At 65.0% G+C, this 13,175-nt stretch carries 10 protein-coding genes; 6 read left to right on the top strand and 4 right to left on the bottom strand.

Annotated elements, in window-relative coordinates; translation table 11 throughout:
• Positions 1-102: 102 nt before the first annotated feature.
• The 4 genes from AC0L3J_RS14445 (at position 103) to AC0L3J_RS14430 (ending at position 3,786) form a co-directional block, all read left to right on the top strand.
• Entirely contained in the window at positions 103-1,128 is a 1,026-nt protein-coding gene (locus tag AC0L3J_RS14445; RefSeq protein ID WP_473347427.1) for a class I fructose-bisphosphate aldolase, read from the top strand.
• Between the two features lie 3 nt (positions 1,129-1,131).
• Positions 1,132-1,806, top strand: a complete 675-nt coding sequence (locus AC0L3J_RS14440; RefSeq protein WP_473347426.1) for a thiamine phosphate synthase — start codon at positions 1,132-1,134, stop codon at positions 1,804-1,806.
• A gap of 8 nt (positions 1,807-1,814) precedes the next feature.
• Positions 1,815-2,909 (top strand): tetratricopeptide repeat protein, encoded by a 1,095-nt coding sequence (locus AC0L3J_RS14435; protein WP_473291839.1) that lies wholly within the window; start codon positions 1,815-1,817, stop codon positions 2,907-2,909.
• An 85-nt stretch (positions 2,910-2,994) separates the two neighbouring features.
• The gene (locus tag AC0L3J_RS14430) at positions 2,995-3,786 is read left to right on the top strand and encodes an inositol monophosphatase family protein (RefSeq protein ID WP_473347425.1); all 792 of its coding nucleotides are present in this window, start codon (positions 2,995-2,997) and stop codon (positions 3,784-3,786) included.
• A gap of 26 nt (positions 3,787-3,812) precedes the next feature.
• Here AC0L3J_RS14430 and AC0L3J_RS14425 read toward each other — a convergent pair whose 3' ends face one another.
• The 4 genes from AC0L3J_RS14425 to AC0L3J_RS14410 form a co-directional block, all read right to left on the bottom strand.
• Positions 3,813-4,949 (bottom strand): AAA family ATPase, encoded by a 1,137-nt coding sequence (locus AC0L3J_RS14425; RefSeq protein ID WP_473347477.1) that lies wholly within the window; start codon positions 4,947-4,949, stop codon positions 3,813-3,815.
• Between the two features lie 247 nt (positions 4,950-5,196).
• Positions 5,197-8,349 carry a multidrug efflux RND transporter permease subunit gene (locus AC0L3J_RS14420; RefSeq protein WP_473347424.1) on the bottom strand — a complete coding sequence of 1,051 codons (3,153 nt, stop codon included), beginning with the start codon at positions 8,347-8,349 and terminating at the stop codon, positions 5,197-5,199.
• Positions 8,350-8,355: 6 nt separating this feature from the next.
• Positions 8,356-9,549, bottom strand: a complete 1,194-nt coding sequence (locus AC0L3J_RS14415; protein WP_473347423.1) for an efflux RND transporter periplasmic adaptor subunit — start codon at positions 9,547-9,549, stop codon at positions 8,356-8,358.
• 231 nt (positions 9,550-9,780) lie between these two features.
• Positions 9,781-10,800: an SAM-dependent methyltransferase gene (locus AC0L3J_RS14410; RefSeq protein ID WP_473347422.1), complete on the bottom strand. Its 1,020-nt coding sequence runs from the start codon at positions 10,798-10,800 to the stop codon at positions 9,781-9,783.
• A 248-nt stretch (positions 10,801-11,048) separates the two neighbouring features.
• On the opposite strand from AC0L3J_RS14410, the gene AC0L3J_RS14405 reads away from it, so the two are divergent.
• Together AC0L3J_RS14405 and AC0L3J_RS14400 are read left to right on the top strand one after the other, a co-directional pair.
• Positions 11,049-12,074, top strand: coding sequence for a flagellar motor protein MotA (locus AC0L3J_RS14405; RefSeq protein ID WP_473265369.1), 1,026 nt, complete (start codon positions 11,049-11,051; stop codon positions 12,072-12,074).
• A gap of 4 nt (positions 12,075-12,078) precedes the next feature.
• A complete protein-coding gene (locus AC0L3J_RS14400; RefSeq protein WP_007599914.1) occupies positions 12,079-13,107 on the top strand; it encodes a peptidoglycan -binding protein in 1,029 nt (342 codons plus the stop codon).
• Positions 13,108-13,175 lie beyond the last annotated feature (68 nt).

Here is a 13,175-nt window from a genome sequence, read left to right as displayed (position 1 = left end):
AAGCCCTCCCCCCTTACCCTGCGACGAACGTTAACTCGGCATTTGCCCGAGAACGGTCTATTTTCACCGGCAAGGGCAGAATCGTTTTGGGAGGACATCTCGATGAATCTGACTGAGCTGAACAGGATCGCGACCGCTCTGGTCGCGCCCGGCAAGGGCATCCTTGCCGCCGACGAATCCTCCGGAACCATCAAGAAGCGCTTCGACGCGATCGGCGTGGAATCGACCGAAGAGAACCGCCGCGACTATCGCGAGATGCTGTTCCGCTCGAAGGACGCGATGAACCAGCACATCTCCGGCGTCATCCTCTACGACGAGACGATCTGGCAGAACGCAAAGGACGGCACGCCCCTGGTCAAGCTGATCGAGAGTAGCGGCGCCATTCCCGGCATCAAGGTCGACGAGGGCACGCAACCCCTGCCGATGTGCCCGGGAGAGCTCGTCACCGTCGGGCTCGACAAGCTTGCCGAGCGCTTGAAGAAATACTACGAGCGCGGCGCCCGCTTCGCCAAATGGCGCGCGGTGATCGACATCGGCAGCGGTATTCCCTCGATGACCGCGATCAGCGTCAACGCCCACGCACTGGCGCGTTATGCAGCGCTGTGCCATGCCGCGCAGATCGTGCCGATCGTCGAGCCCGAAGTGCTGATGGACGGCGATCACGACATCGATCGCTGCTATGAGGTGACGAGCCGTGTGCTCAACAAGACCTTTCAGGAATTGCGCGTGCAGCGCGTCGCGCTCGAGGGCATGGTGCTGAAGCCGAACATGGCCATCTCCGGCAAGAAATCCGCCAAGCAGGCTTCCGTCGAGGAGGTCGCGGAGAAGACGATACGGCTGCTCAAAGCTTGCGTGCCCGCGGCGGTGCCCGGCATCGCGTTCCTCTCCGGCGGCCAGTCGGATGAAGAGGCAACGGCGCATCTCAACGCCATGCACAAGCTCGGCCCGCTGCCCTGGGGCCTGACTTTCTCCTACGGTCGCGCACTGCAGGCCGCGCCGCAGAAGGCCTGGTCGGGCAAGGCCGAGAACGTCGCAGCCGGACAAAACGCATTCAGTCATCGCGCGCGCATGAACGGCCTCGCCTCCAAAGGCGAATGGCAAAGCGGCCTGGAACAGAAAGCAGCCTAGATCTTGTCGAACAAATCTCCTCCGCCGCGCCCGGCGCCGCGCCTTTATCTCGCGACGCCCGTCGTCGATGATCCCGCTTCGCTTCTGGTCGATCTGCCCGGCCTGCTCGCCGCCGCCGACGTCGCGGCCGTGCTGTTGCGGCTGAAGGTGACCGATCAGCGCACCATGATCTCCCGGATCAAGGCCTTCGCGCCGCCGGTTCAGAAAGCGGGCGCAGCCCTGCTCGTCGACGGCCATCCTGAGCTCGTCGCACGCGGCGGCGCCGACGGCGCGCACCTGCCCGGCATCGCCGCGCTGAAAGAGGCGCTGCCATCGCTGAAGCCCGATCGCATCGCCGGGGTCGGCGGGCTGACGACGCGGCACCATTCCATGGATGCGGGCGAGATCGGAGCGGATTACGTTCTGTTCGGCGAGCCCGACGCAAAGGGCCAGCGGCCGTCGTCGCAAGCGATCGCCGAGCGGCTGGACTGGTGGGCCGAGCTGTTCGAGCCGCCTTGCGTCGGCTTTGCCATGTCGCTGGAAGAGGCCCACGAATTCGCCGCCAGCGGGGCCGATTTCGTGCTGGTGGGCGACTTCATCTGGACCGATCCGCGCGGACCCAAGGCGGCGCTGATTGAGGCCGACGCTGCGATCAAGAAGGCTCATGCGACTGCGCTTGCAGAACAGGAGCACGGCTAGCGCCCGTCATGAAGCTCCCGCGCATCACCATCCTGGCCACGCTGCTGCTCACAGTGCCCGCGGCCGCGCAGCTCCAGATCACGCCGCCCGTGGCAACGCCGAACCCTTCGGCCGAGAAAAGCAAGGACAAGCCGAAGGCCACGCCGCACACCATCACCAAGAAGAAGGAAGCGGCGCCGGCACCAAAACCGTCAGCCTCCCCCAAACCTTCAGCGTCCTCAAAGCCTGCTCCGGCTGCGACCGTGATCCCGGCGCCTCCGACCGACAATCCCAACGTCGATCTGGTGTTCGGCGCCTATCAGCGCGGTCAATACAAGACCGCCTTCGAACTCGCCACCGCTCGTGCCGAGACCGGCGATGCCAAGGCGATGACCATGCTGGGTGAGCTCTATTCCAACGCCATGGGCATCCGGCGCGACTACGCCAAGGCGCTGCAATGGTACAAGCGCGCGTCTGATGCCGGCGACCGCGAGGCGATGTTCGCGCTCGCCATGCTCAGGATGTCCGGCCGCGGCGGCCCGGTCGACAAGAACGAGGCGGTCAAGCTGATGGCGTCCGCCGCCAAGCTCGGCGAGCCCAAGGCGGCCTATAACCTCGCGCTGCTCTATCTCGACGGACAGACCCTGCCGCAGGACGTCAAGCGCTCCGCCGAGCTGCTGCGCCAGGCGGCTGATGCCGGCCTGCCCGAGGCGCAATACGCGCTCGCGACCTTCTACAAGGAAGGCACTGGCGTGCCGAAGGACCTGGAACGGGCGGTGCGTCTGCTCCAGGTCGCCACGCTGACCGACAATGTCGATGCCGAGGTCGAATACGCCATTGCGCTGTTCAACGGCACCGGCACGCCGAAGAACCAGCCTGCGGCCGTCGCCCTGCTCCGCAAGGCGTCCCGCCAGGGCAGCGCGATCGCGCAGAACCGGCTGGCCTGGGTGCTGATCAACGGCATGGGCACGGCCGTGGACAAGGTCGAGGGCTTCAAATGGCATCTGGTGGCCAAGACCGCCGGCAAGGGCGATCCGGAGCTGGACAAGCAATTGTCCGATTTGCCGGCCGAGGACCGGGCCAAGGCCGAGGCCGCCGCCAGGAAATGGCTCGGGGCCAAATGACTTGACGTTGAGGCCCCCGCAGGGCACCCCATCCCTCAAACAGGCGCGATTTCGCGCCATTTCCCCCGATCAAGACCGGAAGCTCATGCTGTATTCCGCAACTATCAACGTCATGGTCAAGGCCGCGCGCCGCGCCGGCCGCAGCCTCAAGCGCGATCTCGGCGAGATCGAGCATCTCCAGGTCTCGCTGAAGGGACCGGCGAATTTCGTCTCGCTGGCCGACAAGCGCGCCGAGGAGATCCTCTACCAGGACCTCGCCAAGGCGCGGCCCGGCTACGGCTTCATCGGCGAGGAAGGCGGCACGCGCGAGGGCTCCGACAAGAGCCACACCTGGATCGTCGATCCGCTCGACGGCACCACCAACTTCCTGCACGGCATCCCGCAATTCGCGATCTCGATCGGGCTGTCGCGCGAGGGCACGATCATCGCCGGCGTGATCTACAACCCCGCCAATGACGAGCTCTACATTGCCGAGCGCGGCAAGGGCGCATTCCTCAACGACCAGCGCCTGCGCGTGGCCGGCCGCCGCCAGCTCAACGAATGCGTGGTGGCCTGCGGTCTGCCCCATATCGGCCGCGGCGACCATGAGGAATTCCGCCGCGAGATGACCGCGATGCAGGAGCGCGTCGCCGGCCTGCGCCGCTTCGGCGCCGCCTCGCTCGATCTGGCCTTCGTTGCCGCAGGCCGCCTCGACGGCTACTGGGAACGCAATTTGCAATCCTGGGACGTCGCCGCCGGCATAATCATGCTGCGCGAGGCGGGCGGAACGATCACCGACATCGACACGCCGGGCGATGCGCTGGCGACCGGGCATGTCGTGTGCGGGAATGAGTTCGTGCACGGGGAGCTGGTGAAGATTTTGCGGAAGCCGGCGTAACAGCACGACGGCTCGATTTACGACGTTCACGAATCGTCGTCCTCGTCCTCATCCTCTTCCTCGTCGCGATATTCACCGCCGATGGTCAGGCCCTCGATGGCCGTGGCGCCTTTCGATTTGATCACCCGGCGAAGCGGGACCGAACTCTCGCTTCGCAGTGCGTCCATCAACTGTTCTGAATGGGTGACGATCCAGATGTCGGCGCGGCGCGATGCCTTGGCGATGAGCCGGGCCAGCGGCGCCAGCAACGACGGATGCAGGCTGGTCTCGGGTTCGTTCAGCGCGATGAACGGCGGCAGCCGGTAGCCCATGAACACCGCGAGCAGGCAGATGTATTTCAGCGTCCCGTCGGATAGTTCATGAGCCCTGAACGGCCGCGGCATATCCGGCAATTGCAGATCGAATTCACACCTGCCATTTTCTTCCCATGCGCGGAGTTCGGCGCCCGGGAAGGCATCCTGGATCGCGTCCTGCAGGTCGTTGGCGTCTTCCCGAATGACATAGAGGGTCGCCAGGGTGGCAGCCAGATCGATGCCATCGGCGCTGAGCGAGGGCGTTGCGATCGCGAGACAAGGCTTTCGTATCGGTGACGCCGGATCAGTGCGGAAGTCATGATAGAATCGCCAGCCCAGCATGGCATTTCTGATCAGGTCGATTTCCGGGCATTGCTTGCCGTCGGAAAAAGCCGCAAGCGCGGTCTCCGACGGCAGCACCGCATCCTTGTGAGCGATCCAGGCGCCGCTCTCGCCACGGACGCTGATGAGCGAATTGATCCGCTCCATCAGCTTGACCGTTCGTTTGCCGTGCGTCGCCTCGATAATTTCGGTCTTGATCATCGGCTCGCCGGAAAACGCGGCCTGAAGCGGGCTGGGAAACCCGAGCTCGATGGAATAGCTCATGCTGTCGAATGTGGCCGACAGTCGCAGCCGCCCATCTTCGCCTCGTTTGCGTATGCCGGACCAGCAGACCGAATTCAACCCGCCTTCATCGGCGATCGTGCGGGTGATCTGACCGGTCGCTGCGTCGCGCAACAGCGACAAGGACTTGTAGAGATTGGATTTGCCGACGCCATTTTCGCCGACAAACACCGACAAGGGATGGATGGGTATGGAGAGCCGCCGAATGGAGCGATAGTTCGAGATCGCAATGTCAGTCGGACGCATCACATGCTCTCGATCGGCGGGCGCCGGTGCATTCGCGGGGCGGCGCGAACACGTTGTTTCAATCCAGGGATGCAGTCTGGATTGAGGCCTCCGAGAAATCAAGCCGACCGATCGGGCGTTCACCAGCGCAAACCCGACCGTCATCATCCGCGAAGGCGGATGATCCAGTATTCCAGAGGCGGTGGTGATTCACACAAAGGCCGCGGCGTACTGGATGCCCCGCCTTCGCGGAGCATGACACCTCACCTTACAGCTTGGCCGGTGCCGGCGGCCCGTACATCTCGGGCCCCTTCGCCGCCTTCTCCCGATCCCCGCCCAGCACGCGTTGCACCGAGACGAAGAACACCGGGACCATCAGCAGCGCCAGGATCACCACCGCGATCATGCCGCCCATCACGATGCTGCCGAGTGCCTGCTGGCTGGCGCCGCCGGCGCCGTGTGCAATGGCCATCGGCAGCACGCCGCAGATGAAGGCGAGGCCGGTCATCAGGATCGGGCGGAAGCGCAGGCGGCAGGCCTCGATGGTGGCGTCCACCAGCGGCTTGCCTTCTTTCCGCAGATCCTTGGCGAACTCGATGATGAGGATCGCGTCCTTGGCCGCAAGGCCAATGATGGTGATCAGGCCGACGGTGAAATAGACGTCGTTGGGCAGGCCGCGCAGCATTGCGGCGACCACGGCGCCGACGATGCCGAGCGGCACGGTGAGCAGCACCGCGAGCGGAATGGTCCAGCTCTCGTAAAGCGCGGCGAGACACAGGAACACCACGAACACAGAAAGCCCGAGCAGGAACGGCGCCTGCGAGCCCGACAGCTTCTCCTGCAGCGACTGCCCGGTCCATTCATAGCCGAAGCCGCGCGGCAGCTTGCCTGCGAGCCGTTCCATCTCGGCGATGGCATCACCCGAGGTGAAGCCGGGTTTCGCCTCGCCGGAGATGCGCACCGCCGGATAATAATTGAAGCCGGCGATCTGCGTCGGTCCGCGCGCCCATTCCACGGTGGCAAAGGACGAGAACGGCACGAGCTGGCCGCGGCTGTTCTTGACGTTGTAGTTGAGGATGTCCTCGGTCCGCATGCGGTCGCGGGCGTCGGCCTGCACCACGACGCGCTGCATGCGGCCGCGGTTCGGGAAGTCGTTGATGTAGTTCGAGCCGAGATTGGTCGAGATCGTGTTGTTGATGTCCTCGAAGGTGACGCCGAAGGCGCCGGCCTTTTCGCGGTCGATCACGAGATTGACCACGCCGGCCTCGGGCAGGCCTTCGACATAGACCTTCTGCAGCACAGCGCTTGCATTGGCCTCCGCGATCAACTGATCGGCGGCGCGCATCAAGGCAGGATAGCCCTTCTGGCCGCGGTCCTGGAGGCGGAACGAGAAGCCCGAGGAGTTGCCGAGATTGTCGATCGGCGGCGGCTGCAGCGCGGAGATCTTGGCGTCGCGGATTGTCGACGACAAATCGCGGTTGATGTCGGTAACGATCGCCGCTGCCGAATCCTTCGGCCCGCGCTCCGACCAGTCCTTCAGGGTGATGAAGGCCTGCGCGGTGTTCATACCCTGGCCGGAGAAGCTGAAGCCGGTGAGGAAGGTGACGTTGTCGACGCCCGGGCGCTGCGCCAGGTATTTTTCCACTTTCTCGATCACCGCCTCGGTCCGGCCATAGGACGAATCCGACGGCGTCTGCACGTCGGTGGTGACGAAGCCCTGGTCGTCGACGGGCAGGAAGCCGCCGGGCAGATTGACGAAGGCCCAGGACAGGCCGGCGAGCAGGGCGACATAGACCAGCATCAAACGGCCGGTGCGCTTCAGCGAGAAGCCGACGGTGCGGGAATAACCCTCCTTGCTGCCGTCGAGCATGCGGTTGAACCAGCCGAACACGCCCTTCTTGGCGTGACCGTGGCCGGCAGCGACGGGCTTGAGCAAGGTCGCACACAGCGCCGGCGTCAGCGACAGCGCGAGGAAGGCGGAGAAGCCGATCGCGGCGACCATGGTCACGGAGAACTGGCGGTAGATGATGCCGACCGAACCCGGGAAGAACGCCATCGGCACGAACACGGCCATCAAGACCAGCGTGATACCGATGATGGCGCCGGTGATCTGCGACATCGCTTTCCGCGTCGCTTCCTTCGGCGGCAGCCCCTCCTCCGCCATGATGCGCTCGACGTTCTCGACCACGACGATGGCATCGTCGACGAGGATGCCGACCGCGAGCACCATGCCGAACATCGAGAGCATGTTGATGGAATAGCCGGCGAGCAGCAGCGTGGTACAGGCGCCCAAGAGCGCCACCGGCACCACGATGGTCGGGATGATGGTGTAGCGGATGTTCTGCAGAAACAGGAACATCACCACGAACACCAGCACGATGGCTTCGACCAGCGTCGACAGCACCTTCTTGATCGAGGCCTCGACCACGGGCGTGATGTTGTAGGGGATCTCGTAGCCGATATTGGCCGGGAAGAAGCGCGACAGCTCCTTCATCTTCTCTTCGACGGCGCTCGCGGTCGCCAGCGCGTTGCCGGTCGGCGACATCAGCACGGACAGACCGGCGGTCGGCTTGCCGTCGAGACGGGTGTTGAACTGGTAGCTGAGGCCGCCGACCTCGATGCGCGCGACATCGCGCAGCCGCACGGTCGAGCCGTCGGCATTGGCGCGCAGGATGATGGTGCCGAATTCGTCCGGGGACGAGAGCTGGCCCTTGACCAGCACCAGCGCGGAGGTGCGCTGGGTCGCGGTCGACGGCTCGGCGCCGATGCTGCCGGAAGGGACCTGCGCGTTCTGCGCGGCAATGGCCTTGTTGACGTCGTCGGCGGTCAGGCCATAGCCGACCAGCTTTGCGGGATCGACCCAGACACGCAGGCTGCGTTCGGTCGAATACAGCGTGGCGCGGCCGACGCCGGGGATGCGGCGGATCTCGCCGAGCACGTTGCGGATCATGAAGTCGCCGAGCCCGACCTCGTCGAGGCTGCCGTCGGTCGAGTTCAGCGTGATGATCTGGAGCACCGCGCTGGAGGCTTCCTCGATCAGGATGCCTTGCTGGATCACCGCGCGCGGCAGCCGCGCCTCGACGCGCTTGATGCGGTTCTGCACCTCGACCGAGGCGGCGCTGGTATCGGTGCCCGGCACGAAATTGGCGATGATCTCGACCTGGCCGAGCGAGTCGCTGGTCGATTCGAAATTGAGGATGCCGGAGGCGCCGTTGAGCTCCTCCTCGATCAGCCGCGTGACGCTGTTGTAGAGGTTCTCGGGCGAGGCGCCGGGATAGCTGGTCGAGATCGAGATCGAGGGCGGCGCGATGATCGGATATTGCGCGATCGGCAACAGCGGAATCGAAATTGCGCCGACCAGACAGATGAACAGCGCGACAACCCAGGCGAAGATCGGCCTGTCGATGAAGAAGCTCGCCATGGCGCGTTACCGCATCAGCTTCTGGGCATGCCGGTTGTCGGCGGTCGCATCCGCTTCCGACCAGGATTGCGGCTTGACCCTGTCGCCGGCGGCGAACTTCTGGAAGCCTTCGACCACGACCTTGTCGCCGGCCTTCAGGCCCTCGGTGACGAACCAGATTCCGTCCTGCACCGAACCGGTGCGCACCGGCTGCACCGCGATGTGGTTGTCGTCCTTGACGACGAACACCTCGCTGCCGCCGCCGCCATTGCGCTGGATCGCCTGCTGCGGCACCGCGATCGCGTCGCTATCGAGGCCCTGGTCGATGCGGACGCGGACATACATGCCCGGCAGCAGCTCGCGCTTGGGATTGCGGAACTCACCGCGCAACGTCACCTGACCGGTGTTGGCGTCGACCTTGGCATCCGAAAACAGCAACTTGCCGTCGAGCGAGTAGAGGGTGTTGTCGTCGAGCACGAGATGCACCTTGGCGGCGTCGGGCGCGATGCGCTCGAGGTCGCCGCTCTCGAAGGCGCGGCGGAGCTGGTTGAGCTCGTTCACCGACTGGGTGAAGTCCGCATAGATCGGATCGAGCTGCTGAATGGTGGCCAGATTGGTCTCGTTCTGGACCGCGAGCGCGCCCTCGCTGACCAGGGCGGCACCGACGACGCCGTCGATCGGCGCGCGTACGGTGGCGTAATCGAGATTGAGCTTGGCGCGCGCGAGATCGGCCTTGCGGCCCTCGACCTCGGCATGGGCCTGGCGCTCGGCCGCGATCGCCTTCTCGTTCTCGGCTTCGGGCGCGGCGCGCTGGGCTGTGAGCGTGGCGATGCGGCGCGCCTGCTGCTGGGATTGCATCAGCGCGGCCTCGGCCTTGGCGACCGCGGCGTCGTTGGCCATCACCTCGACCTCGAACGGACGCGGATCGATCCGATACAGTGGATCGCCGGCCTTCACCTCGCTGCCCTGTCGGAACAGGCGCTCGACCACGATGCCGGAGACGCGCGGCCGCACGTCGGAGACCCGCGTCGGCGCAATGCGGCCCGGCAGCTCGCGCACCACGGCGCGCGGCTGCGGCTTGACGATGACGATGCTGACGTCGGGGTCGTTGGGCTGGGCGGCTGAAATGGCGGAGCTGGATTCGTCGCAGCCTGCCAACAGCGGCGTAAAGGCCGCGAGCATCATTGCAACGCATGCCGATCGCGCGCGAAGTCCTGACATGAAGTTAAGTGCCCCGATATTGTTGAAAACTGATCACGCGCCGCGGGACCCCGTTCTGGGTGATTCCGCGCGGCCGATGCCGCCAAAATAGAGGGGACTTGCTGCGACGCAACGCACGTTGCGGGCGGCTCAATGTCACACGGCTTAAGCTGCTGGGTTCACGACATTTTTTGCGCCTCACCCGATTGTGAGTCCGGTTCCATCACCGCGTGCTGCGACGGAACAGCGCAATTACCCCGCCGTCTTCATCCGATAGTGGCTGACGCCCCACTCGGTTCCGTCCGCGTAGCCGAACAGGCCCGAGGTCGCGAGAAAGAACCAGCGCCAGCGTCGCATCTGCAGGGCGGTCTCCTCGCCATGAATGTTGCGCAAGGCCGCCTCGATGGAACAGCGATGCGTGTCGAAATTCGCGAGCCAGTCGTTGGCGGTGCGCTGATAATGCGTGCCGCTCCAGCACCACTCCTTCTCGACCGTGAAGATATCGTCGAATTGCCTGACGAGGTGATGGCTCGGCATCAGCCCGCCCGTGGAGACGCGCTGCGCGATCCAGTCGTCGCGATCGGCCCGGTCGAACAGGTGGGAGCCAGAGCGATGGGCGACGATGTGCATGAAGAACCGCCCCTCCGGCGCGAGCCACGCGCGCAGGCGCGTCATCAGCTTGCGCCAGTTCATCACATGCTCGAACATCTCGACCGAAACGATGCGGTCGAATTGCCCGTCGGGCGCGAACACGTTGATGTCCGCCGTGACCACGCGCAGGTTGAGGAGACCGCGCAGCCGCGCCTCTTCTTCGATATAAGTGCGCTGCGCCTGCGAACTCGACACCGCCGTCACCTTGGCGTGCGGAAACTGCCGCGCCATCCACAGCGACAGCGAGCCCCAGCCGCAACCGAGCTCGAGGATGGTCTGGCCGTCGGCAAGAGCGGCATGCTCGGCGCTCTGGCGCAGCGCCTCCTCCTCGGCCTCTCGCAAGGTGGTCGCGTCGGTCTTGTAGAAGCAGGACGAGTATTTGCGGTTGGGGCCGAGCACCTTCGCAAAGAACGAAGCCGGCACCTCGTCATGCCCGGCATCCGGGTCCTCGGCGATCGGCCGCAGCATCATCCGCCCGGCGAAGGCGGCATCGTCGGCCCCGCCCAGCGCGGACAGCCGGGTCACCGTGCGCGAGCACAGGCGCTGGATCGCCGCGCGGATCACGACATCAGGCAAAGGCACCCGTTCGACAGTCCCGATGATTGCGGACACGACGCTCATGCGACGACTCCGTCTTTGGGCGGCAGATCTTGGGCGGAAGATCTTGGGCGCCAGATCTTGGGCGGCAGGGGAAAAAGTACGACTTGAACCTGTGGAATGCCGAGGATTAGGAAAGTACGTCCGTACCAAAGCCCCGTTTCAGCTCTGGGTTCCCCAGCTCTCCCCGAAATCGGCGCATCCGGCGCTTTTTTTGGGCTGGCGCTGTGCCATAGTGCGCCCCGCAAGCAAGTTAACGGATGATACCGGCCATGCCGCCAGGCGCCTCGCCCCGCTCTTCCCTCGACATCGAATACACCAAGCTTTCCTCGCCCAGCGTCTTTCTGGTGCGGATGCTGGTCTTCCTGGTGCTCTGCGCCCTGGTGGGAGTGGTGCTCTACAAGCAGATCATCCAGGCCTTCTTCGCCAATCCCGGGCTTAATGCCCTGATCGGCGGCGTACTGTTCATCGGCATTATCCTGGCCATCCGCCAGGTGATCCGGCTGTATCCCGAAGTCTCCTGGGTCAACAATTTCCGCATCGCCGATCCTGGCCTTGCGCCCGCCCGTCACCCCAAGCTGCTGGCGCCGATGGCGATGATCCTCGGCGGCGAGCGCACCGGGCGGATGTCGATCACCCAGACCACCATGCGGCACCTGCTCGATTCGATCGCGACCCGCCTCGACGAGGCCCGCGACATCTCCCGCTACATGACCGGGCTTCTGGTCTTCCTCGGCCTGCTCGGCACCTTCTGGGGCCTGATCGAGACGGTCGGCTCGGTCGGCAAGGTGATCGACGGGCTCAAGGTCGGGGGCGATTCCGGCGCCCTGTTCGACACGCTGAAGGAGGGGCTGGCCGCCCCGCTCGGCGGCATGGGCATCTCGTTCTCGAGTTCGCTGTTCGGCCTCGCCGGCTCGCTGATCCTGGGCTTTCTCGACCTGCAATCGAGCCAGGCGCAGAACCGTTTCTACACCGATCTCGAAGACTGGCTTGCCACCACCGTGCGCGAATATGGCAGTGGCGAAGTAGCTGTCGCCGCCAGCGGCAGTGGCGGCGGCATTGCCAGCGGCGAGCTTCAGGCTGTCGTCGAGCGCTTGCGCACGGTGCTCGAGGAAGGCAGCGGCAGCCGCGGCACCACTGCGGCGATGGCGAGCCTTGCCGAAGCCATCCAGGCGCTGGTCTCGCATATGCGCACCGAGCAGCAGATGATCCGTGAATGGGCCGACGGCCAGGGCGAGCAGAACCGCGAGATCCGGCGCCTGCTGGAGCGCATCGCGCGTCAGCCCGAGAAGGGTTAGCGACATGGCACTGGCGCGCGGCCGCCGCGGCGATACCTCCTTCAACTACTGGCCCGGCTTCGTCGACGCGCTGTCGACGCTGGTGCTGTCGATCGTGTTCCTGCTGTCGGTGTTCCTGGTCGTGCAGTTCTTCCTGTCGCAGGAGGTCACCGGCAAGGACAAGGCGCTGGAGCTGCTCAACGCCAAGATCGCGCAGCTCAACGAATTGCTGTCGCTGGAGAAGCTCGGCAAGCTCACGCTCGACGACCAGGTCTCGTCGCTGAAAGCCGGCCTCGCCTCGGCCGAGAGCGAGCGCGACCGCATCAAGGGTCTCTATGAGGGGCTGGCCGCCGCCGGCAACGACGCGCAAGGCAAATCCTCCGAGCTCGGCAAGGCGCTGGACTCCGAGAAAGCGGTTTCGGCGCGCGCGCTGGCGCAGATCGAGGTGCTGAACCAGCAGATCAGCGCGCTGCGGCGACAATTGGCGGCACTGGAAGAAGCGCTCGACGTCTCCGAGAAGCGCGACAAGGAATCGCAAAATCGAATCGCCGATCTGGGCTCTCGCCTGAATGTCGCCCTGGCGCAGCGCGTGCAGGAATTGTCGCGCTACCGCTCGGAATTCTTCGGCCGCCTGCGCGCCATCCTCGGCAACCGCCCGGACATCCGCATCGTCGGCGACCGCTTCGTATTCCAGTCCGAAGTGTTCTTCGATACCGGACAGGCGGTGCTTTTGCCCGAAGGCCGCGCCGAGCTCGACACGCTGGCGACCGCGCTGATCGATCTCGACAAGAAGATCCCGAACGAGATCCCCTGGGTGCTGCGCGTCGACGGCCATACCGATGTGCGCCCGGTCAACGGTCCGAACTTCAAGTCGAACTGGGACCTCTCGGCCGCCCGTTCGATCTCGGTGGTGCAGTACCTGATCTCGCTCGGCGTGCCGGCCCAGCGCCTCGTCGCTGCCGGCTTCGGCGAATTCCAGCCGCTCGACACCGCCAACACCGAGGAAGCCTACAAGCGCAACCGCCGCATCGAGCTGAAGTTGACGGAGCGGTAGTGAGGAAATGGCTCAACGCTCATCCCAGCGTCATGGCCGGGCTCGTCCCGGCCATCCACGTTCTTCGG

The organism is Bradyrhizobium sp. Kon37, from assembly GCF_055807535.1.
This window is presented reverse-complemented; position numbering and strand designations above follow the sequence as displayed.

Bases quoted from the DNA above. Each gene is read 5' to 3' on its own strand.
- AC0L3J_RS14435 (WP_473291839.1), top strand. From the start codon at position 1,815: ATGAAGCTCCCGCGCATCACCATCCTGGCCACGCTGCTGCTCACAGTG.
- AC0L3J_RS14410 (WP_473347422.1), bottom strand. From the start codon at position 10,800: ATGAGCGTCGTGTCCGCAATCATCGGGACTGTCGAACGGGTGCCTTTG.
- AC0L3J_RS14445 (WP_473347427.1), top strand. From the start codon at position 103: ATGAATCTGACTGAGCTGAACAGGATCGCGACCGCTCTGGTCGCGCCC.
- AC0L3J_RS14425 (WP_473347477.1), bottom strand. From the start codon at position 4,949: ATGCGTCCGACTGACATTGCGATCTCGAACTATCGCTCCATTCGGCGG.
- AC0L3J_RS14415 (WP_473347423.1), bottom strand. From the start codon at position 9,549: ATGTCAGGACTTCGCGCGCGATCGGCATGCGTTGCAATGATGCTCGCG.
- AC0L3J_RS14430 (WP_473347425.1), top strand. From the start codon at position 2,995: ATGCTGTATTCCGCAACTATCAACGTCATGGTCAAGGCCGCGCGCCGC.
- AC0L3J_RS14400 (WP_007599914.1), top strand. From the start codon at position 12,079: ATGGCACTGGCGCGCGGCCGCCGCGGCGATACCTCCTTCAACTACTGG.
- AC0L3J_RS14405 (WP_473265369.1), top strand. From the start codon at position 11,049: ATGCCGCCAGGCGCCTCGCCCCGCTCTTCCCTCGACATCGAATACACC.
- AC0L3J_RS14420 (WP_473347424.1), bottom strand. From the start codon at position 8,349: ATGGCGAGCTTCTTCATCGACAGGCCGATCTTCGCCTGGGTTGTCGCG.